The organism is Actinomadura meridiana (assembly GCF_039537545.1).
Taxonomy (GTDB): domain Bacteria; phylum Actinomycetota; class Actinomycetes; order Streptosporangiales; family Streptosporangiaceae; genus Spirillospora; species Spirillospora meridiana.
In genome coordinates this window covers 598,238-624,261 of record NZ_BAABAS010000004.1, presented here as the reverse complement: position 1 = coordinate 624,261, position 26,024 = coordinate 598,238, and the positions used below count along the sequence as shown (strand labels likewise).

23 protein-coding genes and 1 tRNA gene are annotated in these 26,024 nt (G+C 72.4%); 14 read left to right on the top strand and 10 right to left on the bottom strand.

Annotated features, from left to right (window positions below):
* The first annotated feature begins 18 nt into the window (after positions 1 to 18).
* Genes ABD808_RS06990 through ABD808_RS06980 form a run of 3 tightly spaced genes read left to right on the top strand, consistent with a single transcriptional unit; the run spans position 19 to position 2,071 of the window.
* On the top strand, positions 19 to 657 hold the full coding sequence (locus ABD808_RS06990; RefSeq protein WP_344891588.1) for an AIM24 family protein: 639 nt from the start codon (positions 19 to 21) through the stop codon (positions 655 to 657).
* Positions 657 to 1,310 carry an AIM24 family protein gene (locus tag ABD808_RS06985; RefSeq protein WP_344891585.1) on the top strand — a complete coding sequence of 218 codons (654 nt, stop codon included), beginning with the start codon at positions 657 to 659 and terminating at the stop codon, positions 1,308 to 1,310. Before ABD808_RS06990 ends, ABD808_RS06985 begins: the two co-directional genes overlap by 1 nt.
* Before the next feature lie 2 nt (positions 1,311 to 1,312).
* On the top strand, positions 1,313 to 2,071 hold the full coding sequence (locus ABD808_RS06980) for an AIM24 family protein (protein WP_344891582.1): 759 nt from the start codon (positions 1,313 to 1,315) through the stop codon (positions 2,069 to 2,071).
* A gap of 74 nt (positions 2,072 to 2,145) precedes the next feature.
* On the opposite strand, the gene ABD808_RS06975 is transcribed toward ABD808_RS06980, so the two are convergent.
* Positions 2,146 to 2,946, bottom strand: a complete 801-nt coding sequence (locus tag ABD808_RS06975; protein ID WP_344891579.1) for a VOC family protein — start codon at positions 2,944 to 2,946, stop codon at positions 2,146 to 2,148.
* A 288-nt stretch (positions 2,947 to 3,234) separates the two neighbouring features.
* Between ABD808_RS06975 and ABD808_RS06970 the strand changes: the two genes are divergently transcribed.
* Entirely contained in the window at positions 3,235 to 4,836 is a 1,602-nt protein-coding gene (locus ABD808_RS06970) for an ABC-F family ATP-binding cassette domain-containing protein (RefSeq protein ID WP_344891576.1), read from the top strand.
* Between the two features lie 116 nt (positions 4,837 to 4,952).
* Entirely contained in the window at positions 4,953 to 5,165 is a 213-nt protein-coding gene (locus ABD808_RS06965) for a helix-turn-helix domain-containing protein (RefSeq protein WP_021596738.1), read from the top strand.
* 156 nt (positions 5,166 to 5,321) lie between these two features.
* On the opposite strand, the gene ABD808_RS06960 is transcribed toward ABD808_RS06965, so the two are convergent.
* Positions 5,322 to 7,265: a Xaa-Pro dipeptidyl-peptidase gene (locus ABD808_RS06960; RefSeq protein WP_344891573.1), complete on the bottom strand. Its 1,944-nt coding sequence runs from the start codon at positions 7,263 to 7,265 to the stop codon at positions 5,322 to 5,324.
* Positions 7,266 to 7,571: 306 nt separating this feature from the next.
* On the opposite strand from ABD808_RS06960, the gene ABD808_RS06955 reads away from it, so the two are divergent.
* Positions 7,572 to 9,554, top strand: a complete 1,983-nt coding sequence (locus ABD808_RS06955; protein ID WP_425548892.1) for an ABC transporter ATP-binding protein — start codon at positions 7,572 to 7,574, stop codon at positions 9,552 to 9,554.
* Positions 9,555 to 9,575: 21 nt separating this feature from the next.
* Here ABD808_RS06955 and ABD808_RS06950 read toward each other — a convergent pair whose 3' ends face one another.
* Positions 9,576 to 10,523 (bottom strand): sulfotransferase family protein, encoded by a 948-nt coding sequence (locus ABD808_RS06950; protein ID WP_344891571.1) that lies wholly within the window; start codon positions 10,521 to 10,523, stop codon positions 9,576 to 9,578.
* Positions 10,524 to 10,581: 58 nt separating this feature from the next.
* On the opposite strand from ABD808_RS06950, the gene ABD808_RS06945 reads away from it, so the two are divergent.
* The 3 genes from ABD808_RS06945 to ABD808_RS06935 all read left to right on the top strand — a co-directional run bounded on the left by ABD808_RS06945 (position 10,582) and on the right by ABD808_RS06935 (position 12,969).
* Positions 10,582 to 10,827: a hypothetical protein gene (locus tag ABD808_RS06945; RefSeq protein WP_344891568.1), complete on the top strand. Its 246-nt coding sequence runs from the start codon at positions 10,582 to 10,584 to the stop codon at positions 10,825 to 10,827.
* A gap of 88 nt (positions 10,828 to 10,915) precedes the next feature.
* Entirely contained in the window at positions 10,916 to 12,070 is a 1,155-nt protein-coding gene (locus ABD808_RS06940; RefSeq protein ID WP_344891565.1) for a S66 peptidase family protein, read from the top strand.
* The gene (locus ABD808_RS06935) at positions 12,067 to 12,969 is read left to right on the top strand and encodes a DUF1444 domain-containing protein (protein ID WP_344891562.1); all 903 of its coding nucleotides are present in this window, start codon (positions 12,067 to 12,069) and stop codon (positions 12,967 to 12,969) included. Before ABD808_RS06940 ends, ABD808_RS06935 begins: the two co-directional genes overlap by 4 nt.
* Before the next feature lie 19 nt (positions 12,970 to 12,988).
* Here ABD808_RS06935 and yczE read toward each other — a convergent pair whose 3' ends face one another.
* Entirely contained in the window at positions 12,989 to 13,624 is a 636-nt protein-coding gene (gene yczE, locus ABD808_RS06930) for a membrane protein YczE (protein WP_344891559.1), read from the bottom strand.
* A 93-nt stretch (positions 13,625 to 13,717) separates the two neighbouring features.
* On the opposite strand from yczE, the gene yczR reads away from it, so the two are divergent.
* Positions 13,718 to 15,169, top strand: coding sequence for a MocR-like transcription factor YczR (gene yczR, locus ABD808_RS06925; RefSeq protein WP_344891556.1), 1,452 nt, complete (start codon positions 13,718 to 13,720; stop codon positions 15,167 to 15,169).
* A 179-nt stretch (positions 15,170 to 15,348) separates the two neighbouring features.
* Here yczR and ABD808_RS06920 read toward each other — a convergent pair whose 3' ends face one another.
* The 4 genes from ABD808_RS06920 to ABD808_RS06905 all read right to left on the bottom strand — a co-directional run bounded on the left by ABD808_RS06920 (position 15,349) and on the right by ABD808_RS06905 (position 18,550).
* Positions 15,349 to 15,783 carry a CBS domain-containing protein gene (locus ABD808_RS06920; protein ID WP_344891553.1) on the bottom strand — a complete coding sequence of 145 codons (435 nt, stop codon included), beginning with the start codon at positions 15,781 to 15,783 and terminating at the stop codon, positions 15,349 to 15,351.
* Positions 15,784 to 15,951: 168 nt separating this feature from the next.
* Complete coding sequence (locus tag ABD808_RS06915) at positions 15,952 to 17,565, bottom strand: phytoene desaturase family protein (protein ID WP_344891550.1); 1,614 nt, start codon at positions 17,563 to 17,565, stop codon at positions 15,952 to 15,954.
* A 22-nt stretch (positions 17,566 to 17,587) separates the two neighbouring features.
* On the bottom strand, positions 17,588 to 18,421 hold the full coding sequence (gene fdhD / locus ABD808_RS06910; RefSeq protein WP_344891547.1) for a formate dehydrogenase accessory sulfurtransferase FdhD: 834 nt from the start codon (positions 18,419 to 18,421) through the stop codon (positions 17,588 to 17,590).
* A gap of 35 nt (positions 18,422 to 18,456) precedes the next feature.
* A tRNA-Sec gene (locus ABD808_RS06905) sits at positions 18,457 to 18,550 on the bottom strand.
* 151 nt (positions 18,551 to 18,701) lie between these two features.
* Here ABD808_RS06905 and selD point away from each other — a divergent pair.
* Positions 18,702 to 19,694: a selenide, water dikinase SelD gene (gene selD, locus ABD808_RS06900; RefSeq protein WP_344891544.1), complete on the top strand. Its 993-nt coding sequence runs from the start codon at positions 18,702 to 18,704 to the stop codon at positions 19,692 to 19,694.
* A 92-nt stretch (positions 19,695 to 19,786) separates the two neighbouring features.
* A complete protein-coding gene (locus ABD808_RS06895; RefSeq protein ID WP_344891542.1) occupies positions 19,787 to 20,080 on the top strand; it encodes a GlsB/YeaQ/YmgE family stress response membrane protein in 294 nt (97 codons plus the stop codon).
* Here ABD808_RS06895 and ABD808_RS06890 read toward each other — a convergent pair.
* The gene (locus tag ABD808_RS06890) at positions 20,077 to 21,960 is read right to left on the bottom strand and encodes a propionyl-CoA synthetase (RefSeq protein ID WP_344891539.1); all 1,884 of its coding nucleotides are present in this window, start codon (positions 21,958 to 21,960) and stop codon (positions 20,077 to 20,079) included. The genes ABD808_RS06895 and ABD808_RS06890 overlap by 4 nt on opposite strands.
* A gap of 165 nt (positions 21,961 to 22,125) precedes the next feature.
* A complete protein-coding gene (locus ABD808_RS06885) occupies positions 22,126 to 23,556 on the bottom strand; it encodes an MFS transporter (RefSeq protein ID WP_344891536.1) in 1,431 nt (476 codons plus the stop codon).
* A gap of 59 nt (positions 23,557 to 23,615) precedes the next feature.
* Between ABD808_RS06885 and ABD808_RS06880 the strand changes: the two genes are divergently transcribed.
* Together ABD808_RS06880 and ABD808_RS06875 are read left to right on the top strand one after the other, a co-directional pair.
* On the top strand, positions 23,616 to 24,101 hold the full coding sequence (locus tag ABD808_RS06880; protein WP_344891533.1) for a MarR family winged helix-turn-helix transcriptional regulator: 486 nt from the start codon (positions 23,616 to 23,618) through the stop codon (positions 24,099 to 24,101).
* Between the two features lie 137 nt (positions 24,102 to 24,238).
* Positions 24,239 to 25,966: a SelB domain-containing protein gene (locus ABD808_RS06875; protein ID WP_344891530.1), complete on the top strand. Its 1,728-nt coding sequence runs from the start codon at positions 24,239 to 24,241 to the stop codon at positions 25,964 to 25,966.
* Positions 25,967 to 26,024 lie beyond the last annotated feature (58 nt).

Below are 26,024 nucleotides of genomic sequence, written 5' to 3'. Positions count from 1 at the left end.
GCTGTATCTTTCCGCCTCGTGGCGCAATTTCGAATGAACGGCTCCAAGATGCTCGCCGTCGACCTCGGCGGCGAGACCATCAGGGCGCTGAACGGCTCCATGGTCGCCTACGAGGGCCAGATGTCGTTCAAGCGGCAGGGCATGACGGGCGGCGAGGGGCTGCGGGGCGCACTGAAACGCAGGATCGCCGGTGAGGGCATGACCCTCATGGAGATCAGCGGGCAGGGCACGGTGTACCTGGCGAGCGAGGCGACGGAGGTGACCCTCGTCCAGCTGACCGGCGACACCCTGTTCGTCGAGTCGGAGAGCCTGCTCGCCCTCGACGGGAACCTCCAGACGGGCGTTCAGTTCGTCGGGCTGCGGGGCATGGGCACCGGGCAGGGGCTCGCCACCACCAAGGTGGACGGGCACGGGACGGTCGCGATCCTGTCCGACGGGCCCGCCATCGCGCTGGAGGTGACGCCGCACACGCCGTTGTGCGTCGACCCCCACGCCTACGTCTGCCACCACGGGCAGCTCCAGCAGGACGTCGTCACCGACGTCAACTGGCGGACGGTGATCGGCCAGGGGTCGGGGGAGAGCGTGCAGTTCCGCTACCAGGGGCACGGCCTGGTCTACGTGCAGCCCGCCGAGCGCGGCGGGATCTTGGAGGTCTGATGCCCGGGTACCAGTCGATCAACTCCAAGATGCTCCAGGTGCCGATCGGTCCCGGCCAGGAGGTCTACAGCAAGCGCGGCGCGATGCTCGCCTACGTGGGGCCGGTGTCGTTCGCGCCGACCGCGACGGCCGGGCAGGGCGTCGGCGGCACCCTCGGACGCGCCGTCGCCGGTGAGCGGTCCGCGATGATGCACGTCACCGGCCAGGGCAGCGTCATGTTCGGGCACGGCGGCCTGTACGTCACCGTCATCGACCTCCAGGGTGCCGACACCCTCTACGTGGAGGCCGACCGGCTGCTGGTGCACGACGCGACCCTCCAGGTCGGGACGATGTTCATGGGCGAGCAGGGCGGCGTGCGCGGCATCGTGCGCGGCGCCGTCACCGGGCAGGGCCTGTTCACCTCGACGCTCATGGGCCACGGCTCGTGCGCGGTGCTGTCGCACGGCGGGGTGATGGAGCTGCCGATCAGCCCGCAGCGTCCCGTGCACGTCGACCCGCAGGCGTACGTCGCGCACCGCGGCCAGGTGCAGAACAAGCTCACCACGGCGGTGGGGCTGCGCGACCTGGTCGGACGCGGTTCGGGTGAGGCGTTCCAGCTCGAACTGAGCGGTTCCGGCGTCGTCTACGTCCAGGCCAGCGAGAGGAAGATCTGACCGTGAGCAGCTTCGGCACGCGGACCTGGAACCCCGGGACGCTCCCGTCCAACGACAACGTCAACCCCTACGCCTTCAGCGTCGACCTCAACGGGCAGTGGTTCGCGCAGAAGGGCAAAATGATCGCCTGCTACGGGCAGGTCAGGTTCGAGGCGCTGTCGGCGGGCCCGCTCGACTCGCTCGTCGCGCACACGTTCAACTCGCCGCTGTACGCGCAGGACTGGATCGTCGCGCAGGGGCAGGGCAAGCTCCTGCTCGCCGACCGGGGCTTCGACGTCAACTCGTTCGACCTGGACAACGGGAACCTCACCGTCCGGGCTGGGAACCTGCTGGCGTTCGAGCCGGGCCTGGAACTCAAGCAGTCGATCATCCCCGGGTTTCTGACGCTGATCGGGACCGGACGGTTCGTGGCCGCCTCCAACGGGCCCGTCCACTTCGTGGAACCGCCCATCAGGATCGACCCGCAGGCACTGCTCGGCTGGGCCGACTGCCCGTCCCCGTGCCACCACTACGACCACTCCTACATGCGCGGAGCGTTCGGCGCGGCGCGGATGGTGTTCGGGATCGGCGGGCAGTCCGGCGAGGAGCACCAGTTCGACTTCACCGGTCAGGGCATGGTGCTGATGCAGTCGTCGGAGGTCGTGATGAACGAGGACGTCCTGCTCCGCGACCTCGAAGGCCAGATCGGGCTCGTCGGCACGTCCGGGCTGCAACGGCTCCAGCGGACGATCACGCAGCGACTGTCCTCCGAACGCGGCTGACCCGGCCGGGGGCGGACGCCGGAGCGTCCGCCCCCGGCCCGCCGGTCAGGACTCCGCCGCGTCCGGAAGCCTCGTCACGCGGACTCGTCCGGAAGCCTCATCACCCGGAACGGCACGCCGAACGGGTCGCGGACGGTCGCGATACGGCCGTACGGGGTGTCGGCCGGCTCCTCGTCGACCGTGCCGCCGCCCCCGCGCACCACCTCGACCGCCGCGTCGGCGTCCTCGACCGCGAAGTAGGTGAGCCAGGACGCCACCTCGCCCGTGCCGCCGCCGAGCACCAGGCCCTCACCGCCGAGGACGCCGCCGATGAACCGGCCGTCCGGGCGCGCCAGGGTGGTGTAGTCCATGCCCTCGGCGCCCTCCATCGGCTCGACCTGGTAGCCGAACAGCGTCCGGTAGAAGGCGCGCGCGGGCCTGGCGTCGCCCGGGACGAACAGGTCGTTCCAGGTGAACGAGCCCGGCTCGTTCACGATCCGGGAGCCCACGTGCGCGCGTCCCTGCCACAGCCCGAACTGGCCGCCCGCGGGGTCCTTGACGATCGCCATGCGGCCGAGGTCCATGACGTCCATCGCCGGGGCGACGATCTCGCCGCCCGCGCTCGCGGCGCGCTCCACGAGCGCGTCGCAGTCGTCGGCGGAGAAGTAGAGGCTCCACCAGTACACGTGCGGCTGATCCTCGGGGTTGAGCATCATGCCCGCGACGGGCTCGCCGCGCAGCAGGCACAGGTTGTAGTGGCCCGCCTCCTCGCCCGCGTCCTGGAACTCCCAGCCGAACAGCGTCCCGTAGAACGTCTTGGCCCGGTCGAGGTCGGGGACGCCGAGGTCGAGCCAGTCGGGCGTCCCCTCCGGTGCGTTGCTCGTGACCTGCGTCATTTCGGCTCACACTCCTCCGTGCTCTCCGCCTGCTCGCTGTCGTCGCACGCCCCCGTCCCCATCCTGGCCCACCGCGCGAGGTTCACACATTGGTCTTCGCGCATCGGCGTCCGCGCGCCGCCCGCCAGGGCCTCCGGGACGGGACAAGTCGGGTCGTCACGTACACTGGACCGATGGTTCCGCTCCCGAACTGACAGGCCGCGCCCCAGCGCGCCCCGGTCCCGAGACCGCGTGGCGCGCTTCTTCGTGCCTGTCCACCGAGCCGTCCGTCAGGGGAGCCCTGTCACTGTGATCATCGCGAAAGACATCGAACTGCGCGCCGGGTCCCGGCTGCTGATCGAGGCCGCCACGTTCCGGGTCAATCCCGGCGACCGGGTCGGGCTCGTCGGTCGCAACGGCGCCGGCAAGACCACCCTCACCAAGGTGCTGGCCGGGGAGGCGACGCCCGCGCAGGGCGCGGTGACGTCGTCCGGCACCATCGGCTACCTGCCGCAGGACCCCCGCGACGTCGACCTCGACGAGCTGGCCCGCGACCGCATCCTGTCCGCCCGCGGCCTGGACGAGGTGATCCGCAAGCTGCGCGCCGCCGAGGACGCGATGGCGGTCGCCGCGACCGGCGCCGAGCGGGACAAGGCCGTCCGCCGGTACGGGCGCCTTGAGGAGCGGCTGCACGTCCTCGGCGGCTACGCGGCCGAGTCCGAGGCGGCGTCGATCGCCTCCAGCCTCGGCCTGCCCGACCGGGTGATGACCCAGCCGCTCGGGACGCTGTCGGGCGGGCAGCGGCGCCGCGTCGAGCTGGCCCGCATCCTGTTCTCCGACGCAGACACGCTGCTGCTGGACGAGCCCACCAACCACCTCGACGCCGACTCGGTCGTCTGGCTGCGCGACTTCCTGAAGTCCCACCAGGGCGGCCTCGTCGTGATCAGCCACGACGTGGAACTGCTGGACGTCGTCGTCAACCGGGTGTTCCACCTGGACGCGAACCGCTGCGTCGTCGACATCTACAACGTCGGCTGGAAGAAGTACCTCGACCAGCGCGAGACCGACGAACGGCGCCGCAAGCGCGAGTCGGCGAACGCGCAGCGGCAGGCGTCCGCGCTGATCTCGCAGGCCGACAAGATGCGCGCCAAGGCCACCAAGGCCAAGGCGGCCCATCAGATGGACCGGCGGGCCCGGCAGCTGCTGGCGTCCGTGGAGGGCGAGCGGCAGGCCGACAAGGTCGCCAAGATCCGGTTCCCGGAACCCGCCCCCTGCGGTAAGACTCCCCTCACCGCGGAGGGTTTGTCGAAATCGTACGGATCTTTGGAGATATTCACCGACGTGGACCTGGCCGTCGACCGGGGCAGCCGCGTCGTCGTCCTCGGCCTCAACGGCGCGGGCAAGACGACCCTGCTGCGCCTGCTGGCGGGCGTCGACGAGCCCGACACCGGCGCCGTGGTGGCCGGACACGGCCTGCGGATCGGCTACTACGCCCAGGAGCACGAGACCCTGGACGTAGAGCGGTCCGTGCTGGAGAACATGCAGTCGGCCGCGCCCGGGATGGCGCCCGTCGACGTCCGCAAGATCCTCGGCTCGTTCCTGTTCTCCGGCGACGACGTCGACAAGCCCGCCGGGGTCCTGTCCGGCGGCGAGAAGACCCGGCTGGCGCTGGCGATGCTGGTGGTGTCCAGCGCGAACGTCCTGCTGCTGGACGAGCCCACCAACAACCTCGACCCGGCCAGCCGCGGAGAGATCCTCGCGGCGCTGCGGACGTTCGCCGGAGCCATCGTCCTGGTGACCCACGACGAGGGCGCCGTCCAGGCGTTGGCACCGGAAAGGGTTATTTTGCTCCCCGATGGGGTGGAAGACATCTGGAGTGACGAGTTTGCCGATCTGGTGGCACTCGCGTGACCTGCGGAGTGACTTCAACGGATCTTTTCTCGCCGAGTGGGTAGCCGAACCGCCGGGAATGACTGATCATGGCGGGGGATAACGCAGCGGTCACCACATCACTACGGGAGGTACTCGTGGCCGAGACCCTGAAGAAGGGCACCCGCGTGACCGGTGCCGAGCGCGACAAGCTGGCGGCGGACCTGAAGAAGAGGTACGACTCCGGCGAGAGCATCCGCGCCCTGGCAGCCGCCACCGGCCGCTCCTACGGTTTCATCCACCGGATTCTGACCGAGTCCGGAGTCAACCTGCGCGGTCGCGGTGGTGCGACCCGGGGCAAGAAGTCCTGACCGGACAACGGCCCCCGGATGAGCGCACGGCCCGGCCCGCCGCCGCGACCGGCCCACCACGGTCCGGTCGCGGCGACGGACGGGTTCCGGCCCCGCCCCGCACAAGCGGGGCGGGACCGGAGCGCCCACATCGTCCGACACCGGCTGCTGGTCGGTCTACTGCTGGTCGGCCGCCAGTGACTCGCGTCCGCCGCGTGCCAGTGGCAGCAGGATCCGGCTGACGCCGGGAGCCACGCCGACCTCGGTCCCCGCCGGGTACCGCAGCGTGAAGTGGTAGTCGGTCGACAGCAGGATCACGCCCAGCCGGTGCCCGGCCTTCACCACGTAGTCGGTGGGTTCGAGATCCCACCGGAACGAGTAGCTCCTGCCGGGCTTGATGGGCTCGGTGCGGCTGAAGCTGTGCCGGTTCCGCACGTCCAGCCAGCCCCGCGTGATGATCTTGTAGGGCGCGGTCTGCATGCTGAGCTTCTGCCGGATCGTGCAGCCGACGTCGCCCTCCACCGTCTGCCCGAAGCACACCTGCTCAGTGGTGTTGAGCCGGTTGCCCGTCGGACGGCTGTCGGTGCCGTAGTCGACCAGCAGCGCCGTCAGGTACGGCGACCGGCCGTCCAGCGACGCCCGCACCGACATCGACGGGATGCCGTCCACCCGGACGGGCTTGCTGAGCGGTCCCGTCAGGTAGGCGAGCCGGTTCGGGTCGGCCTGGTCCTCGTTGAGAAGCAGCTCGCTCGCCGTGCGGGTCTTCCCGGCGTCGGTGAACGTCTGCGTCCGGCCGTGGCGCGGCCGGAGCCCGAGCGTGCCCGGCTGCCCCGACTCCCCGGCGTTCAGACTGACCGGGACGGTGCGGGTGCCCGGAACCGGCCAGTCACGCGCCGTCTCCCATGACCCGTCCGGGTGCTCGATGTCCACCTTGGGCTCGCGCTCGATGCCGTTCCTGATCCCGTACAGGTACCGGTCGAACCAGTGGTGGATCTGCCGCAGCCACTCCTCGACGCGCCACCGGAACGGCGTGGCGTGGTTGGCCTGGTGCAGCCACAGCTTGCGCGGCACGCCCGCCCGCTTGAGCGCGTTCCACCACTGCACCGAGTTCTTGATCTTGACGTTCCAGTCGTTCAGGCCGTGCACGACCATGACGGCCGCGCGGACCTTGCGCGCCTGGCCCACGTAGTCACGCTGCGCCCACATCCTGGTGTAGTCGCCGGTCTCGCGGTCCTGCGTCGCCTCGATCTCGTCGATGATCTTCGCGCAGACCTCGGGGTGCTGGCGGGTGAGCACCACCTTGGCCAGGACGTCCAGGTCCTCGCCCTGGAAGCCGCCGGGGGCGACGACGCCGCCGCCCGCGCGGTAGTAGTCGTACCAGCTGGAGATCCCGGCGATCGGGACGATGGCCTTGAGCCCGTCGACCCCGGTGGCGGCGGCCATGTTCGGGAGCGTTCCGTTGTAGGACTGGCCGATCATCCCGACGCTGCCGGTGGACCAGCTCGCGGTCACCGGCGTCCCGTCCGGCGCCCAGCCCTTGGCGCGGCCGTTCAGCCAGTCCACCGCGGCCTTCGCGCCCGCCTGTTCCTGGCGGTCACCGGACGTCGGGCAGCCGGTCGAGCCGCCCGTCCCGATGCTGTCCAGGTTGGCGATGGCGTAGCCGCGGGGCAGGAAGTAGTTGTCGTAGTAGCCGGGGAAGATCTCGGCCAGGTCGCGGGCGGGTGAGGTCAGGGACTGCGCGCCCTTGTCGTCGATGTCGACCGGGTGCAGCGGGATGTCGTGGGTGCCGGCCCAGTACGGGCTGGCCTCCATGATCGTGGGGACCTTGAGCCCGGCGGTGTCGGTCTCCTTCGGGCGCATGATCCGCATCTGGACGCGGTCGCGGACGCCGTCGCGGTCGCTGTCGACCGGGGTCTCGATGCTCACGGTCTGTGTGACGGCGTCGGCGCGGGAGAAGACGGGTTGCGTCTCGCCGTTCTGGACCGTGACCTTCGCGGCGGGGGAGGAACCGGGCGGCGCTGACCTTGTGGGTTCGGCGACCGCCGGTGACGCGGCGACGGCCAGCAGCGCGGCCGTGAGGGTGGCCACTGCGGCGCCGCCACGCGGGAGGCGTTGTTTCACTGGGGCTCCTGGGAGGTGTGAGCCTGAAATGTGGACCTCATTAACTCGTGGAGGCGCCGTGAAGTCCATAAGCACCGCGTCTCCGTGCGCCGCCGGAACGTGATCATGGAGGGAACCGGGCCGTTCCGGGAGGAGTGGGTGGTCGTCCCACCACAGGGAACGGTTTCGCCAGGAGCGGACGCGGGAAGGCGCCGGGCGCCCCGGGCGTTGTCACCGCCGGGTGTTGAGATGCTTACTTGATTACATATGGCTTGATCGCATTTGGGCGTGATTGCATGCGGCGGACCTTCGGAGGCGCTTGTGGGTATGCCGGGAATGCCGGGCAACGGCTGGCAGGTGATGGCGTCGTTCCGTAAGGACGGCTCCGTCACGCGGCAGAAGCTGAAGCCCGGCACGGTGAAGCGGATCGCCGGTTATGCCCGGCCGTACGTCCGTGAGCTGGTGCTGTTCCTCACCCTGAACTCGCTGGCCGCGTTGATCGTCGTCGCCAACCCGCTGCTGCTGAAGGCGATCATCGACCAGGGCATCGTGTCGGGACGGCAGGACCTGGTCATCTGGCTCGCCGTCGCGGTGGCGGGGCTCGCGCTGGTGGAGGCCGTGCTCGGCCTCGGGCAGCGGTGGTACTCCTCGCAGATCGGCGAGGGGCTGATCTACGACCTGCGCAGCCAGGTCTTCGGGCACGTCCAGCGGCAGCCCGTCGCGTTCTTCATGCGCGCGCAGACGGGCTCGCTCGTCAGCCGCCTCAACAACGACGTCATCGGCGCGCAGCGCGCGATCACCACCACCCTGTCGTCGGTGGTGTCCAACGTGATCAGCCTGGTCGTCGTGGTGATCACGATGATGATCCTGTCGTGGCAGGTGACGCTGGTCGCGCTGTTCCTGCTGCCGATCTTCATCCTGCCGGCCAAGTGGGTCGGCAAGCGGCTCCAGCGCGTCAGCCGCGAGCAGATGGTGCTGGACGCCGAGATGGGCTCGCTCATGACCGAGCGGTTCAACGTCGCGGGCGCGATGCTGGCCAAGCTGTACGGGCGTCCCGCCGAGGAGGAGGAGAACTTCTCCCGCCGCGCCGCCCGCGTCCGCGACATCGGGATCGTCGCCGCCATGTACGGGCGGGTGTTCTTCACCGCGCTGACCCTCGTCGCTGCCCTCGCCACCGCCATGGTGTACGGCGTCGGCGGCTACCTGGCCGTGGACGGCGCCTTCCAGCTCGGCACGCTCGTCGCTCTCGCCACCCTGCTGACCCGCATGTACGGGCCGCTGACCGCGCTGTCCAACGTCCACGTGGACGTCATGACCGCGCTCGTCAGCTTCGACCGCGTGTTCGAGGTCCTCGACCTCAAGCCGCTGATCCGCGACCGCGACGATGCCCGCCCGCTCCACGCGACCACCACCGCGTCCTCCACCGGACCCTCGACCTCGCTGTCGAAGGCGCCGTCGATCCAGTTCGACCACGTCCGGTTCGCCTACCCGTCGGCGGAGGAGGTGTCGCTGGCCTCGTTGGAGTCGATCGCCCGCGTCGACACCGCCCCCAGCCGCGAGGTGCTGCACGACGTCGACTTCACCGCCGCCCCCGGGCAGCTCGTCGCGCTCGTCGGGCCGTCCGGCGCGGGCAAGTCGACGATCACGCACCTGGTGTCGCGGCTGTACGACGTGTCCGAGGGCGCGGTGCGGATCGGCGGCGCGGACGTCCGCGACACCACCCTGGAGTCGCTGCGCGCCGAGGTCGGCGTGGTCAGCCAGGACGCGCACCTGTTCCACGACACGATCCGCGAGAACATGCGCTACGCCCGTCCGGAGGCGTCCGACGCGGAGATCCTCGCCGCGCTGGAGGCCGCGCACATCGGCGAACTCATCGCCGACATGCCCGAGGGGCTCGACACCGTCGTCGGCGACCGCGGCTACCGATTGTCGGGCGGGGAGAAACAGCGCCTCGCCATCGGGCGGCTGCTGCTGAAGGCGCCGTCGGTGGTCGTGCTGGACGAGGCGACCGCGCACCTGGACTCCGAGTCCGAGGCGGCCGTCCAGCGGGCGCTGCGCACGGCCCTCGCCGGACGGACGTCCCTGGTGATCGCGCACCGGCTGTCCACGATCCGGGAGGCCGACCAGATCCTGGTGATCGACGACGGCCGCGTCGCCGAACGCGGACGGCACGAGGACCTGCTGCTCCAGGGCGGCCTGTACGCCGAGCTGTACCGCACCCAGTTCTCCCACCAGCGCGACGACGAGCCGAACTTCGGGGAACGTCCGAGCGAACCGCTCGGCGCCGAGTGGGCGGGCACGGGCGAGTGAGCGGTCAGAGCCGGTGAGCGGTCACAGGTCGTTGGACAGGCGGTAGCCGAGCCGCCGCAGCTCCGTCCCGGCGACCTTCTCGACCTGGGCGAGCTGCCGCGACGTCAACCGCTCCCGCCACGACCCGACGCCCCCGGTCTCGTCTCCGCCGTCCTGGACGCGGACGAGGCCGGACAGCGTCGTCCGGGAGATCGGGGCGTCCAGGTACCGGGCCAGGTCGGCGCCGAGCCGCCGCGGCTTCGTCACCAGGTCCTCGTACCGGACGGTGAGCAGCTGTTCGTCCGGGACCTGACGGCGGAGCCGGGCGCTGAGCCGCACCGCGCCCCGCCACCGCAGCGCGCACTTGACGGCGGGCGCGGCGCGCGGCCAGCGGCTCCGCTCGGTGTGGTCCTCGACGCCGAGGAACGGGTTCGGGAACACCGTGTCGAGGTTGGCGATGGCGGGCTTGAACCAGGCCAGGCAGCGCTCGTCGGCGAGCATGTCGGCGACCGCGTCCCGGCCGTCCCTGATCACCTGGACGAACTGCGCGTCCGGGAAGGCGTCCAGCAGCACGTCCGCGCTGTAGATCAGGTCGGGGGAGGCGTCGGCGAACCGCGTGATGCCGCCGGGATCCACGCACGGCTCGCCGGAACCGGGCTCCGCGGGCGGCTCCGGCGGCAGCCCGGCCAGCTCGCGGCACTCGCCCGGGCAGCGGGCGCAGGCGCGGGCCGACACCAGCCACGCCTCGGCGCAGGCGTCCCGCAGCACCCGCGCCGCGCCCCGCCCGCGTTCCGCCGCGATCGACGGCTGCCGGGCGAACGCGTACGTGACGCGCAGGACGCCGTGACGCCCGGTGGTCAGATGGAAGCCGGGGGACCGTTTCACCGCGCGCGCCAGCAGCTCCGCACCGGAGTGCGGAGCACCCAGGATGAACACCGGGCGGCGGACCTTGGTGCCGTTGACCACCAGGATGTGCGGCGTCGACCTCATACCAGGGCCAAGTTTGTCACCTTTTGAGCTCTGATCGGTCCGTGACGCTCCGTGAGGGGTGCGAGAGGCGCGACGGGCCCTAGGATATCGAGGTGGACGCTCCCCAGACGCTCGCCGAGTTCCTCCCGCCGCCGAGGCGATCACCGTCCTCACCGGAGCCGGAGTCTGGGCCCTCCTGGTGATCATCGACGCGGCCGAGACCCCGTACGATGGGCTGGCCGACGCGGTGCTGCGGCGACCGATCGGCGAGACGCTCCCACGCCTCGCCGGGCTCGCGCTCGGCACGGAGGGACGAGCGGTGTGATCTGTTGGCGGGTCGTGACCGGCCGTCCCTTCCACTGGCGTCCGGATCCTGACAAGCTCTATCCGTCGTGGTGCGAGGAGGGATCGGGTTGAACAGCGGGGGCTCCCGCGCGGAGGCGGCCGACGGGCCGTCCGGCGCGTCCACCGCCGACCTGGCGGGCGGTGCGGCGCGGACGCGGAAAGCTCGCCGGTACGGGCGGTTGCGCCCCGGTGACCGGGTCGTCGTCGTGGCGCCCAGCGGCCCCGTCGACGCCGCCCGGCTGGAGACGGGATGCGCCGTCCTCCGCGACCTCGGACTTGACACCGTGGTCGCCAAACACGCGCTCGACCTTGTCAACCTGGGCCCGGACCACGCCGCCATGGGAACGGTCCGAGACGACTGGTACCGGCTCGCGGGAACCGACGCCGACCGGGCCGCTGACCTGCAGGACGCCTGGTGCGACCCCCGCGTCCAGGCGGTGATCTGCGCGCGCGGCGGCTACGGCGCGACCCGCGTCCTCGACCACCTTGACTGGGAGCTGCTCGCCGCCGCCACGGCCGCCGACGAGGAGTCCGGGCGCGGCCCGACGATCCTGCACGGTTCCAGCGACATCACCGCCCTGCACGCCGCCTTCGGGGCCCGGCTCGGCGTCACCACCTCGTTCGGCCCGATGCCCACCGGAGTGATCGCCGACCTCGCCCCGGCCGTATCGCAGGACATGCCCGACGAAAGACTCCACGGCCTCCGCGCGGCCCTGTTCGGCGGCCCGGTCACCCTGCCCGGCACCCACGTGCTGCGGCCGGGGCGCGCCGAAGGCCCCCTCACCGGCGGCACCCTGTCGCTGCTGACCGCCCTGCTCGGCACCCCGTACGCGCCGCCGCCCGCCGCCGGGCACATCGTCTTCCTGGAGGACGTGACCGAGGCGCCCTACCGGGTCGACCGGATGCTCGTCCAACTCGTCCAGTCCGGCTGGTTCGACGGCGCCGCCGGGATCGCCCTCGGATCCTGGCGCGACTGCGGCGACCCGGCCGAACTCGACGCGGTGTTCACGGCGCGGCTCGGGCCGCTCGGTGTGCCCATGCTGGCGGGCGTCCCCGTCGGGCACGGACCCCGCCAGCGGACGCTGGAACTGGGCGCTCCGGCCGTGCTCGATACAGGTAAGGTTCATAAGGTTCACATCACTGTCCCCGAGACAGGCCCGGACCCCGCCGTGCCGGACGTCGGCGCGCTCACCCTCCATGCGCTCCCGGGAGGTTCGCGATGAGCGGCCGCCATGCCCGTGCTGGTGCCCGTCCCGACCCCTGGGACGACGGCACTCTCGACTCGTTGCTCGTTCTCGTCGCCGAGAGCCTCGGCTACAGCTGCCGCAGCGCGCCGGGCGAGATCGTGATGCTGGAGGGGCCGCGCCGGCTGCCCGTCAACATGCGCGACGTCCGGCAGCTCGCCCGGCTGGTGCCGCGCACCGACTGGCCCGCCGTGGTGTCCGACTACGTCACCACCATCGTGACCTCGATGGAGGAGCCGCTCGACCTCAGCGACTTCGACCTCGCCCAGCATCTGCTGCGCACCCGCATCTATCCGGGCGAGGCCGACAACGGCGGGCTCGCCGCCCGGCCGTTCGCGCCGGGCCTGATCGAGGTCGTCGTCGTCGACACGCCCACGTCGGTGCGGACGCTCAGCCTGGAGGAGATGAACGGCTGGCCGGTGTCGGGCGACTCGCTGTTCATGCTCGGCCGCGCCAACGTGCGCGGCGACGGGGCCCTCCAGGTCGACGAGCAGGACCTCGGCGGCGTCCGCGTCTCCGTCCTGCACGGCTGGACGTTCTACGTCGCGACCCACCTGGCGTGGCTGGAGGAGTACCTGTCGATCGGCCCGTACGGCGCGCTGGTCATCGCCCCCAACCGCAGCCTCATCGTCGCCCACCCGTTGCTGCTCGCCGAGGGCCACCCGAGGGCCAGGTACCGCACGGCCGTCGCCGCCGCCACGGAACTCCAGGCGCAGGCCCACCGCGCCTACGAGGAGGGGCCCGGCTCCCTCAGCCCGCACCTGTACTGGTGGCGCGCCGGTGAGATGACCTACCTCGAAACCCGCTACGAGGGCGACACGCTGGTGCTGCCCCGCGAGTTCTCCTCCGTCCTGGCCAATCTCGCCGCGGAGCGCTGAGCCCGGACACGGTGCGCGCCTAGACGCTCGAACCGGCGGGTTCGACCGTTGGCTCCGGCGTGACCGCCTCCTCCGGCGCCTTGACGGTCAGGACGGGCAGGAAGACGTGCGTCAGCGGGCCGATCGCGACGGCGTACAGGACGGTCCCGAGCCCCACCGTGCCGCCGAGCAGCCATCCGGCGGCCAGCACGGTCAGTTCGATCCCCGTCCGGACCACGCGGATGGAGCGGCCCCCGGCGGCGAGGCCGGTCATCAGGCCGTCGCGCGGTCCCGGGCCGAGGCCCGCGCCGATGTAGCAGCCCGTCGCGAACCCGCCCACCAGGACGGCCACGACGAGGAACGCCCAGCGCGCGGCGAGTGCGTCCGGTGCGGGCAGCAGCCACAGGAACAGGTCGGCGAACAGGCCGATCAGGACGACGTTGCTGACCGTCCCGATGCCGGGGCGCTGCCGCAGCGGGATCCACGCGAGCATGACCAGCGCGCCCATGATGATGATCCAGGTGCCGATGGACAGGCCGAACCGCCGGGACAGGCCCTGGTGCAGGACGTCCCACGGGTCGTTCCCGAGGCCCGACGACACCTGGAGGGCGATCCCCAGCCCGTAGAAGGCCAATCCCACGTACAGCTGCACCAGCCGACGCACCATCAAGGCCATTGTCACGCTCCAACTCCATCCACGAACCAACCTGCCCCACCTTGCCCGAAAGTGGCCTGGTTTCTGTAGGGCCAATATGCGAAAGTGGCTGGGGTGAGCACTCGGTATGTGAGCGGCACCCATCTGGCCCGGCTGCTGGACGGCGTGTCGCGGGAGCGTCCCGTCTACGCGGCGCTCGCCCGGTCGGTGCGCGCCCTCGTCCTGGACGGACGGCTCGCCCTGCGCACCCGGCTCCCGGCCGAACGCGACCTGGCCACCGCGCTCGGCGTCAGCCGCACCACCGTCACCGCCGCCTACGACCGGCTGCGCGACGAGGGCTATGTCGAGAGCAGACAGGGCGCGGGCAGTTGGACGGCGCTGCCGCCGGTGCGGATGTCGTCCGCCGAACCTCAGCCCGCCACGTTCGGCCGGACACGTGCCACGCCCGACGACCCGTCGTTCATCGACCTCGGCTGCGCCACCCCCGGCGCGCCCGCGTCCTTCGACGAGGCGGTCGCGGCCGCCGTCGCCGAGCTGCCCCGCTACAGCGCGGGCCCCGGCTACGAGCCCGCCGGGCTGGAGAGCCTCCGGCAGATCGTCGCGGACGGCTACGCGGCGCGCGGCGTCCCGACCCGCCCGGACCAGATCGTCGTCACCAGCGGCGCGCAACAGGCGTTCACGCTGCTGACGCACCTGCTCGCCCAGCCGGGCGACGCCGTGCTGGTGGAGCGGCCGACCTACCCGCACGCGCTCGGGGCGCTGCGCCGCCGCGGCGTCCGGCTCGTCCCGGTCGGCGTCAACGAGGGCTGGGACGTCGAGCAGGCGGCGGGCGCGATGCGGCAGGCCGCCGTCCGGATGGCCTACCTGATCCCCGATTTCCAGAACCCGACCGGACGGCTGATGCCCGCCGCCGAACGCGCCGCGCTCGCCGACGCCACGCGCCACGCCGACACCTTCACGATCATCGACGAGACGTTCGCGGACCTCGCCCACGACCCGGACGCGCCCCGCGAACCACCGTTCGCCGCCTACGACACCGGCGGCCGCGTCATCACGATCGGCTCGGCGTCCAAGCTGCTGTGGGGCGGGCTCCGCATTGGCTGGATCCGGACCACCGCGCCCCTGGCCCGCCGCCTGACCCTCGCCCGCGAGCCGTTCGACATGGCGAGCCCCGTGCTCGACCAGCTGATCGTCCGGGAACTCCTGCTGCGGGTGGACGAGGTCCGAACCGAACGCGCGCAGTCCCTACGCCGCAACCGCGACGCCCTCGCCGCCGCGCTGCGCGAACGCCTGCCCGGCTGGGAGTTCCGCCTGCCCGAGGGCGGCATGTCACTGTGGGCCCGCATCGGCGCCCCCGTCGCCACCCCCTTGGCCGAGGCGGCCGAACGACTCGGCGTCCGGGTCGTGGCGGGCCCGGTGTTCGGCGTGGACGGCGTCCTGGAAGACTACGTCCGCCTCCCGTACGTCCTCCCACCCGCCACGCTACGCGCGGCGGTCGACCGCCTCGCCCTGGCCTCCCAACAGGCCGAGACGGCCCCACCACCCCGCCCCCTCCCCACTGTGTAAATGGCAGTGCACTCCTCCTTCGGGCGTTGAACGCCCTCCATCGTCGTGCACTGCGTGCGATCGCTGCATCGCTTTCGACTCGCCCAGCGGCTCGCTTCGCGATCAGGTTTCTCGCGCGCTCGAAACCTGCCTTCGGACGCGATCGCAACGGTTGGGGTCTCTGCGTAGTTGCGGAAGGGTTACTGCACGTTCTGGATGTAGCCGACTAGGTGTTCGCGTTCGCTTTCCAACTCGTCGATGGCGCTTTTGACTACGTCGCCGATGCTGACGATTCCGGCCAGTCGGCCGTCCTCGACGACCGGGGCGTGACGGAACCGGTGTTCGGTCATGGTGCGGCGCAGGTCTTCGACCTTGTCGGCGGGGCCGCAGCTGCGGACCTCCGCGGTCATGATGTCGGAGACGGGACGGTCGAGCAGCGCGGCGCCGCGCTCGTGCATCCGACGTACGACGTCGCGCTCCGAGACGATGCCCGCGATGGACGTGCCGTCCGGCGAGACGACCACCGCTCCGATGTTGTGCTCCGCCAGGATGGCGAGCAGTTGCCGCACGGTGGCCTCGGGCTTGACCGTGGCCACCGTGTCTCCCTTCCTCCGCAGGATGTCGCGAATCCGCATGCCTCACGCTCCGGTGCCGGTTCCGGGCCCGCGCGGTGGCGGCCGCAGGGGTGGGGCCTGCCGCGGGGCCTGTCCTGTCCTGTCAAGGTCGCATGTTCCGGCCGCGAGCGGAACCCCGCGCTGGTAAACCGTTCCCGGCGCGACCCGGGACGAAAGCCGCAGATCGGGTCAGGGTGCGAGGAAGCGGGTGAGGGCGTGCAGGGTGGGGGTGAGGAGGCGTCCGGCGGGGGAGGCGTGGGCGAGGGCCGCGCGGGCCGCGTTCGCGCCGCAGGCGCCGTGGACGCCGCCGCCGGGGTGCGCGGACGCGGACGCCAGGTACAGGCCCGCGACGGGCGTCTCGGCGCGGCCGAGCCCGGGGACGGGCCGGAACACGAGCTGCTGGTGGAGCAGCGCGGTCCCGCCGTTGAGGGCGCCGTTCGGCAGGCTCGCGTTGTGGTCCTGGAAGTCGGGCGGGGCGGTGACCCGCCGGTCGAGGATCAGGGCGCGGAAGCCGGGGGCGAGGCGTTCCACGGTGTCCTCCAGGCGGGTGGCCATGGCGGCGCGGTCGTGTTCGTCCCAGCGGCCGGTGATGCCGTCCGGCCCGGCGTCGCCCTTCACCCGGTGCGGGACGTGCGTGTACGCCCACACCGACTCGGTTCCGGCGGGGGAGCGGGTGGGGTCGGCGGTCGTCATCTGCCCGAGGAGCGCGAACGGTTCGGCGGGGACGCGGCCCGTGGCGAGGTCGGCGCTGTAGCGGGTCATCGCGTCCATGCCGGGGGACAGGTGGACGGTCCCGGCCCGCCGCGCGCCCGGCGACGCCCACGGGATGGGGCCGGATAGTGCCCAGTCGACCTTGAACGTGGCGTGATCCCATTCGAAGCGGCGCAGGTCGGCGCGGAGCGTGGAGGGCAGGTCGGCCCAGTCGACGAGGCCGCCGTAGAGCACGGGCGCGGACACGTCCGCCACGACCCCCTTGACGGCCCGGACCGCCTCCCCGGACGCGGTGCGGACGCCGAGCGCCCGGCCCCCGCGCACCACGACGGACGCGACCGGGACGCCGCAGCGCACCCGTCCGCCCCGCGACTCCAGCCGCCGCACCAGGGCGGCCGTCAGCTCGCCCGCGCCGCCCTCGGGCACCGGCCACCCGTACGTCTGGCCGACCATGGCGAGGAGCCAGCCGAACACCGAACCCGCCGTCGTCTCGGGGAACATGTCGGTGTGCAGCGCCGACCCGGCGAGCAGCAGCGGCCCGCCCGGCCCGGCGAACTCCTGCTCGCCGAACGTGCGCACCGGCGCGAGCAGTGAGCGCAGCACCCGGAGCCCGCCCGCTCGCCGCGCCCGCACCGCCAGCGGCACCGTGGCCCGGACGGGTGGGAACGGGCTGAGCAGCGCCCGCAGGACGTCTTCGCCGATGTCGTCCCACAACCGGCACAGCCGCAGCCACGCCTCGCCGTCGCCCGCGCCGAACCCGTCCAGGGCCTCGGCGGTCGCGTCCCGGTCGTGTTCGAGGACGGCGCAGCGGCCGTCCGGCAGCGGGTGCGCGAGGACGGCGGGTGCCCGCCGCCAGCGCAGCCCGTGCCGCTCCAATTCAAGGGCCCGCATCGCCGGGGACGCGACGCCGAGCGGGTAGAACGCGCTGCACCGGTCGCTGACGAAGTCGGGGTGCACGCCCCGGTCGCTGCGGACGGCGCCGCCCGGCTCCGGCTGCGCTTCGAGGACCTCCACGTCCCAGCCCGCGTCGGCCAGCACGTTCGCCGCCACGAGCCCGTTGGGCCCCGCGCCGACGACCACGGCGTCCGCCATGCCACACCTCCCGATCGGGGGGTCAGCCTGTGTCGGCGCGCTCCTCGACGTCGATGCGCTCGGCCCCCGTGTAGACGTTCATCGTCTCGCCCCGCAGGAACCCGACGAGCGTCATGCCCGCGTCCTCGGCGAGGTCCACCGCGAGCGACGACGGCGCCGACACCGCCGCCAGCACCGGGACGCCCGCCGCCATCGCCTTCTGCGTCAGCTCGAACGACGCGCGCCCGCTCACCAGCAGGACGGTCCCGGTGAGCGGCAGCCGCCCCTGCCGCAGCGCCCAGCCAACGACCTTGTCGACGGCGTTGTGCCGCCCGACGTCCTCGCGCATCGCCAGGAGCCCGCCGCCCGCGTCGAACAGTCCGGCGGCGTGCAGGCCGCCCGTCCGGTCGAAGACCCGTTGCGCCTTGCGCAGCCGCCCCGGCAGGGCCGCGAGCAGTTCCGGCGCGATCCGGACGGGATCGCCCGCGATCTCGTAGGGCCGGTCGGTGCGCAGCGCCTCGATGCTCGACTTCCCGCACACCCCGCACGCGCTCGTCGTCGTGAACGCCCTGGTCATCGAGTCGTCCGGCGGCGCGACGCCGGGGGCGAGCACCACGTCCAGGGTGTTCTGCTCCTCGGTGTCGGCGCAGTACCGCATCGTCGCGAGATCTTCCGCGCCCGCGATCACGCCCTCCGCGGCAAGGAACCCCGCGACGAGGTCGAAGTCGTCCCCCGGCGTCCGCATCGTGATCGTCAGCGGCGTCCCCGCCACCCGGATCTCCAGCGGCTCCTCCACGGCGAGCGTGTCAGGCCGACGCCCCCGAACCCCGGCCGTGTTCAGCCGAAGCACAGGTTTCCGCACGGTAATCCGCCCCATAACGGTCACCGTACCCCGAAGTCGCAGGTCGTTCAGCGGAGGCGTGCGGGAATCGAACCCGCCGTCCCGAGGTACTCGGGACCGTCGGCTTTGAAGGCCGGGGAGGCCACCAGGCGCTCAGACGCCTCCGGAGTTGATCATAGTCGGGGGCGAATCGGGTTGGGCTCGTGGGCCGGGGCGGTGGTGTTCGCGCAGGTCGGGGATGAGGTCGGCCCTCGGTGACCGCACCCGTACTGTCCGTTTGTTGATCGTTTGCGGTAGTTGTGCGTTAAATCTTCCAGTGACACGCCTCGCCCCCGTCGCCCGCCTCACGCAGTACGCGCACGGCGCGGGATGCGCGAGCAAGATCCCACCGGCGGAGCTGGAACGGGTGGTCGCCGGGCTCACCGGCGGCGGGGAGGATCTCGTCGCCGGGGGAGCGGACGGTGACGACGCGGCCGTGCTGCGTGTCGCGGGCGGCCGGGCCGTGGTGTCCACCGCCGACTTCTCGACGCCTGTCGTCGACGACGCTTACGACTGGGGCCGTATCGCCGCCGCCAACGCGTTGTCGGACGTCTACGCCATTGGCGGGGAGCCGTTGATGGCGCTGAATCTGCTCGGCTGGCCTCGGGACGCGTTGCCCGCCGAGCTGGCCCGGGAGGTGCTGCGTGGCGGGCGGGACGTTGCCGCGCTCGCGGGGTGCGCCATCGCGGGCGGGCACAGCGTTGACGATCCCGAGCCGAAGTACGGGATGGCGGTGACCGGTGTCGCTGATCCGGATCGGCTGTTGCGGCTGCATACCGGGCGTCCTGGTGTGCCGCTGTCGTTGACCAAGCCGCTGGGGGTTGGCGTCCTCAACGCCCGCCACAAGGCGACGGGTGAGGTGTTTCCGGAGGCGGTGGCGACGATGACGGCGTTGAACGCGCAGGCGGGGCTCGCGGCGCTGGAGCGTGGGATCGCGTGCGGTACTGATGTCACCGGGTTCGGGCTGCTCGGCCACCTGTACAAGCTGGCCAGGGCGAGCGGCGTCACGGCCGTCGTGGACGCCGCCGCCGTCCGGTACTTGGACGGCGCGCGCGCGGCCGTCCGGCATGGGTTTGTCCCTGTGGGTACGCGTCGGAATCTGTCGTGGGTGTCGCCGCACACCGACTTCCGCCGGATCTCCGAGGAGGAGCGGCTGCTGCTCGCCGACGCGCAGGTCTCCGGCGGGCTGCTCGTCGCCGGTGAGATCCCCGGCGGCACCGTCATCGGGGAGCTGGTCGCGCGGGGGCGCCGCACGCTGGTAGTCCGCTGACCTGCGAGACTCGTTCGTGTCGCGCGCGTGGACGCGGGTAGGTCGTCCCATGACCTGGTCTTCACCGGGGGCTGGGATACCGAGGAGCGGACATGACCATCGGGGGGCTCGCCGCGGCCGTCGTCCTGGGCGCGGCCGTCGGGGTGCTGGGACGGCTGATCGCGCCGGGACGGGAGAGCATGCCGGTGTGGTGCATGATCGCGGTCGGCATCGTCGCCGCGTTCGCCGGGACGGGCCTCGCCCACATGTTCGGCGTCGGGGACGGTGGTTGGAGCCTCTGGGAGACGATCCTCCAGATCGCCGCGGCGGCGGTCGGCGTGGCGGCGGTGGCGCTGTGCTGGCCCAAGCGGGTCACGCGCCGTCCGGGGCCGCCCAGGGTGCCCTAGAGAGTCTCGCGCAGGACGGGACGCAGGTCGTCCAGCACGGCCGGGTCCTCGATGGTGGACGGCACGGACACCTCCCGCCCGTCGGCCATGCCCCGCATCACCCCGCGCAGGATCTTGCCCGACCGGGTCTTGGGGAGGGCGGCCACGATGTTGATCTGCTTGAGCGCGGCGACCGGCCCGACCTGGTCGCGGACCATCGCGACCAACTCGGCGCACACCTCGCCCGGCTCGGCGAGCACGCCGTTCTTCAGCACGACCAGGCCGCGCGGCACCTGCCCCTTCAGCGCGTCGGGGACGCCGATCACGGCGCACTCGGCGACGGCCGGGTGGGCGCCGATGACCTCCTCCATCGTCCCGGTCGACAGCCGGTGCCCGGCCACGTTGATCACGTCATCGGTGCGGCCCATCACCCACACGTAGCCGTCCTCGTCGACGTGGCCGCCGTCTCCGGTCAGGTAGTGGCCGGGACGCGCCGTCAGATACGACTCCACGAAGCGCTCGTCGTCCTGCCACAGCGTCGGGAGCGTGCCGGGCGGCAGGGGGAGGCGCAGGGCGATGTCGCCCTCCTGGCCGGGCTCGGCGGGCGCGCCGTCCGGGCCGAGGACCCGCACGTCGTAGCCGGGCACCGGCACCGAAGGCGACCCGGGCTTGACCGGCATCGGTTCGAGGCCGCGCAGGTTCGCCACGATCGGCCAGCCCGTCTCGGTCTGCCACCAGTGGTCGATGACCGGGCGGTCCAGGACGCGCGCCGCCCAGCGGTACGTGGCGGCGTCCAGGCGCTCCCCGGCGAGGAACAGCGTGTCCAGAGCTGACAGGTCGTGCCCGGCGAGCAGGGCGCCGTCCGGGTCTTCCTTCTTGATGGCGCGGATCGCGGTCGGCGCGGTGAACAACGCTTTGACGCGGTGCTGCGCGGCGACACGCCAGAACGCGCCCGCGTCCGGCGTCCCGACGGGCTTGCCCTCGTACAGAACGGTCGTGCAGCCCGTGAGCAGCGGCGCGTACACGATGTAGGAGTGCCCGACGACCCAGCCGACGTCGGACGCGGCCCAGAACACGTCGCCCGGACCGACGCCGAACACGTTCTCCATCGACCAGCGCAACGCGACCGCGTGCCCGCCGTTGTCGCGGACGACGCCCTTCGGCCGCCCGGTCGTCCCCGACGTGTACAGGATGTACAGCGGGTCGGTCGCGGCGGCGGGCACGCACTCGGCCGGTTCGGCGGCGGCGACGGCCTCGTCCCACTCCACGTCCCGGGGGCGGACGAGGTCGGCGTGCAGTTGCGGACGCTGCCGGATGACGCACCGTTCGACCTTGTGCCTGGCGAGGTCGAGCGCCCGGTCCAGCAGCGGCTTGTACGGGACGACCCGTCCGCCCTCGATCCCGCACGACGCCGACACGACCGCCTTGGGCCGCGCGTCGTCGATGCGGACGGCCAGCTCCGGCGCCGCGAACCCGCCGAACACCACCGAGTGCACGGCGCCGAGCCGCGCGCACGCGAGCATCGCGACGACCGCCTCCGGCACCATCGGCAGGTAGATCACCACGCGGTCGCCCCGGTCGACGCCCTGCGCGCGCAGGGCCCCCGCGAACCGGGCGACGATCCGCGTCAGCTCGCCGTAGGTGTAGGTCTCGACGGTCCCGGTGACGGGGCTGTCGTAGATCAGCGCGGGCTGGTCGCCGCGGCCCTCCTCGACATGCCGGTCCAGCGCGTTGTCGCACGTGTTCAGCTCGCCGCCGGTGAACCAGCGGTAGAACGGGGGCGCGCCGTCGTCCAGGACGCGGTCCGGCGGGACGAGCCAGCGGACGTCCCGCGCCGCCAGGCCCCAGAAACGGGTCGGATCGGCGATGCTGCGTTCGTACGCGGCCGCATAGGCGCCCATGTCGTCCTCCCGGAGGCCGTGCCCGGCCCACGAATTGGCAGTCACCCCTATAGGCAGTCATCCCTATAGGGCATGGCGCGGGGCCGTTTCGTCAAGGCCCCGCGCCGCCAGGACGGGCCGTCGCCGGGGAGGTCAAAGGTGTCTCAGGCGTGTCCCGGCCGCGTGTCAGTCGGTGTGGCGCAGGCCGTGCACGACCGCCACGGCCGCCGCCACGACGGCCCCGCCGCCGCAGATCAGGAAGCACAGCTCGTAGGCGCCGAGGGACGCCTCACCCGTGCCGGAGGTGACCCGCGAGGCCAGGATCGAGGCGGTCACCGCGCCCGCGACGCTGCCGCCCGCGACGCGGACGAGCGAGTTGACCCCGCTGGCGATGCCGCTCTGGTCCATCGGGACGTGCTGGACGGCGAGCGTCCCGAGCGCCGCGTACGCGATCCCGAACCCGGTGCCCTGCAACAGGCTGAACATCAGGACGTCGTACACGTGCCCGTTCGACGCGAACAGCCACACGTAGCACAGCGCGACGAACGCCGATCCCAGCGCGAGGGTGAACGCGGGGCCGATCCTGGCGGCGATCCGCCCGGCCATCGCGGAGAACAGCAGCATCGTGACCGTGCTCGGGAGCATGTAGAGGCCGACGTCCAGCACGGACCCGTCCAGCCCGTACCCGACCACCGACGGCTTGGCCTGGACGAAGTTGGCGATGAGCGTGAACGCCGCGAACATCGAGAAGCCGAGCAGCGCGGACACGACGTTGGCCGACAGCGACCGGGCGCCGACCAGCAGGTTCAGCCGCACCAGCGGCGCGCGGACCCGCAGCTCGATCGCCACCCACGCCGCGGACAGCGCCACCGCCGCCGCGAACAGGCCGAGCACCCCGGCCGACGTCCAGCCCCAGGCGTTGCCCTCGCTGATGGCGAGCAGCAGGCAGACCAGCATGCCCGCGAGCACCGCCGCGCCCGCGTAGTCGGGCCGCCCGCCCGTGCGCGCGCCGACGTCGCGTGCCGCCACCGCGGCCAGCGCCAGCACCCCCGCCGCCAGCACGGCGGTGATCCAGAACACGGGATGGAAGCTGGCGGTCCGGTCCGCGATCAGCCCGGTCACGATCATCCCGGCGCTGCCGCCGACGCCCATCGTGGCGCTGACCACTCCGATCGCCGTGATGACCCGCTCGCGCGGGAAGCTGTCCCTGATCATCCCGATGGCGAGCGGGATCAGCGCGGTCGACACGCCCTGCACCGCCCGTCCGACGATCAGCACGCCGAGCGACCCGGCCACCGCGCAGATCACCGAGCCGACCAGCAGCATCCCGAGGGCCAGCAGGATCATCCGCTTCTTGCCGAACATGTCGCCGAACCGCGTCAGCAGCGGCGTGGCGACCGCGCCCGCCAGCAGCGACGCCGTGAACACCCAGGTCACGTCGGTGACGGGGGCGTGGAACGTCCGCATGAGTTGTGGCAGCAGCGGCAGCACGAGGGTCTGCTGCACGGACACGACCATCCCGGCCGCCGCGAGCGCCAGCAGGATGGGTCCGGTGCGCACCGAACCCGCGGGCGGGACCCCGGTCGTAACGCGCGCCGAGGTCGGGACGCCGGTCATGCACACCTCCAGATTTTGCTTACTTAACTTAAGCAATTGTAGACGGTAGAGTGAGCGGCATGTCATCACGGGTGCCGCCGGACATCGCCGAGATCGAGCGGGCGCTCAGCCGGGTCGCGCACATGCTGACCCGGTTCCGCCAGCACGACCGCACGGTCGTCGCGGCGGGCGTCCCGGTCGACCGCGCCGCCGTCCCGCTGCTGCGCGTCCTCGCCGAGGAGGGCCCGATGCGGCCCGGGGAGATGGCCGCCCGGCTCGCCGTCGAGGCCCCGCACGTGACGCGGCAGCTCCAGCGGCTGGAGGCCGCCGGGTACGTCGAACGGGTGCCCGACCCCGACGACCGGCGCTGCCTGCGCGTCACGCTCAGCCGCGCCGGGGCGGACGCCGTCGAGTCGATCCGCGCGTCCGGGCGGCGGTGGATCTCCGACGCCCTCGCCGACTGGTCGCCGGACGACCGCGAGCGGCTCGCCGGGCTCGTGCACCGGATGGTCGACGACTTCGAGGCCCATTCCGGGTCCCGCGACGCGGAGACCGCCCGGAACTGATTAGGGTTGCGTTTCGTGGACCTTCGTCTGCGCAACCCCCGCGTTTCTCGCACGGCCCTTCTTCACACGGCCTCGTTTCACACGGCTCTTTCCCGCATGGCCCGATCCGGCTGCGTTCACGCCCGGAGAGGACGCTGATGCAGGTCGTCACCACCGCCGGTCACGGCGGTCATGGCAAGTCGACGCTCGTCCGCGCGCTGACCGGCAAGGACGTCTCGGTCGGCGGGAACGTGGAGGAGCCGCACGCCTGGACGCGGCTGCCCTCGGGTCGCCGCCTCGCGTTCGTGGACGTCCCCGGCGGCGACCGCGCCGTCCCGGCCCTGCTCGCCGCCGCCGCGCCCGCGCCCGTCGTGCTGCTGGCCGTCGCCGCCGACGAGGGCTGGACGCCGAGGACGCAGGAGCAGTTGGACGCCCTCGGCGCGCTCGGCGTCCGGTTCGGGGTCCTCGCCGTCACCCGGTCCGACGTCGCCGACCCCAAGCTCGCGCTGCGGCAGGCCCGGGACCGGCTCGCGGGGACCGCGCTGCGCGGCGTCGAGGCCGTCGCCGTCAGCGCCGCCACCGGCACCGGGACCGGTGACCTCGCCGCCGCGCTCGACCGGCTCGCGGGCCGCCTGCCCGTCCCCGACCCGGACGCCCCCGTGCGGCTGTGGATCGACCGCGCCTTCACCGCCGGACGCCAGACCGTGGTCACCGGCACCCTCGCCGCCGGGACGGTCACGGTCGGCGACGAACTGCTCCTGATGCCCGCCGGTGGGCGCGTCCGCGTCCGCACGATCGGATGCGCCGGGGAGCCGCACGAGTCGGTCGGCGGCGTGTCCCGCGTCGTGCTCACCCTGCGCGAGGCGGGACGGGTCGGCGCCGGGATGGCGCTCGTCACCCCCGGCGCCTGGACCCACACCGCCTCCATCGACGTCCGCACCCGGTTCGGCGAGGCGTCCGGGCGGCTCGCCCGGCGGATGACCTTGCACGTCGGCTCCGCCGCCGTCGCCGTGCGGCTGCGTCCCCTCGGCCCCGACACGGCCCGCCTCACGCTGAACCACCGGCTCGCGCTGCACCTCGGCGACACCGGCGTTCTGCGCGACCCCGAACGCGGCTCGATCGCGGGCGTCAACGTCCTGGACGTCCGCCCACCCACCCTCGTCAGGCGTGAGGCCGGAGCGGCCCGCGCCCGCGAACTGGCGTCCTGGCCGGACCGCCCGGACGGCGCGATCGTCCTCCGCCGCCACGGCGTGCTCCGCCGCTCCGAACTGGCCCCCATGGGCTGCGCACCACCACCGGACGCGGTCGCGCTGAACGGCGAATGGGTCGCCGATCCCGCGCACTGGGAGTCGCTGTTCGAGCGCCTGTCCGAGGAGACCGCCCGGCACGCCGCGCAGAACCCCTATGCGCCGGGTCTCGCCCTCGAAACCGTCCGCCTCCGCCTCGGGCTGCCCGCCCGCCAGCTCGTGGAAGCGCTCGTCCGCCCGCCCCTGCGCGTGGAGTCGGGCCGCGTCCACGCCCCGGCACCTGCCCCCGCCCCCGGCTGGGCCACCGCCGTGGAACGCATCAAAACCGACCTGGCGGCGACCCCCTTCAACGCCCCCACCCCAGACCGCCTGACCGCCCTGGGCCTCACCGACGACGCCCTGACCGCCGCCGAGAACGCGGGCGCCGTCATACGCATCCCGGACGACGACGGCGAGATCGTCCTCCTCCCGGACGCCGCCGACAGAGCCCTGCGCGTCCTGTCCGCCCTCCCTCAGCCGTTCACCCCCGCGCAGGCGGCCGACGCCCTCTGCACCGACCGCCGCATCGCCATCGCCCTCCTCCGCCATTTGGATGCCCTCGGCCGAACAGAACGCCGGAATACGGGAAAAACCGATTGAACTGCCACCCGTGACTCTGGCCTCATAGATCACGGTCCGGTTCCCGTCCGTGAGGAGA

Coding starts and splice junctions, on each gene's coding strand:
- ABD808_RS06935 (WP_344891562.1), top strand. CDS start 12,067: ATGAGCGGCCGCCATGCCCGTGCTGGTGCCCGTCCCGACCCCTGGGAC.
- ABD808_RS06890 (WP_344891539.1), bottom strand. CDS start 21,960: ATGGGCGCCTATGCGGCCGCGTACGAACGCAGCATCGCCGATCCGACC.
- ABD808_RS06885 (WP_344891536.1), bottom strand. CDS start 23,556: ATGACCGGCGTCCCGACCTCGGCGCGCGTTACGACCGGGGTCCCGCCC.
- ABD808_RS06880 (WP_344891533.1), top strand. CDS start 23,616: ATGTCATCACGGGTGCCGCCGGACATCGCCGAGATCGAGCGGGCGCTC.
- ABD808_RS06895 (WP_344891542.1), top strand. CDS start 19,787: ATGACCATCGGGGGGCTCGCCGCGGCCGTCGTCCTGGGCGCGGCCGTC.
- ABD808_RS06950 (WP_344891571.1), bottom strand. CDS start 10,523: ATGAGGTCGACGCCGCACATCCTGGTGGTCAACGGCACCAAGGTCCGC.
- yczE (WP_344891559.1), bottom strand. CDS start 13,624: ATGGCCTTGATGGTGCGTCGGCTGGTGCAGCTGTACGTGGGATTGGCC.
- ABD808_RS06985 (WP_344891585.1), top strand. CDS start 657: ATGCCCGGGTACCAGTCGATCAACTCCAAGATGCTCCAGGTGCCGATC.
- ABD808_RS06955 (WP_425548892.1), top strand. CDS start 7,572: ATGCCGGGAATGCCGGGCAACGGCTGGCAGGTGATGGCGTCGTTCCGT.
- ABD808_RS06875 (WP_344891530.1), top strand. CDS start 24,239: ATGCAGGTCGTCACCACCGCCGGTCACGGCGGTCATGGCAAGTCGACG.
- ABD808_RS06915 (WP_344891550.1), bottom strand. CDS start 17,565: ATGGCGGACGCCGTGGTCGTCGGCGCGGGGCCCAACGGGCTCGTGGCG.
- fdhD (WP_344891547.1), bottom strand. CDS start 18,421: ATGGGGCGGATTACCGTGCGGAAACCTGTGCTTCGGCTGAACACGGCC.
- ABD808_RS06920 (WP_344891553.1), bottom strand. CDS start 15,783: ATGCGGATTCGCGACATCCTGCGGAGGAAGGGAGACACGGTGGCCACG.
- ABD808_RS06975 (WP_344891579.1), bottom strand. CDS start 2,946: ATGACGCAGGTCACGAGCAACGCACCGGAGGGGACGCCCGACTGGCTC.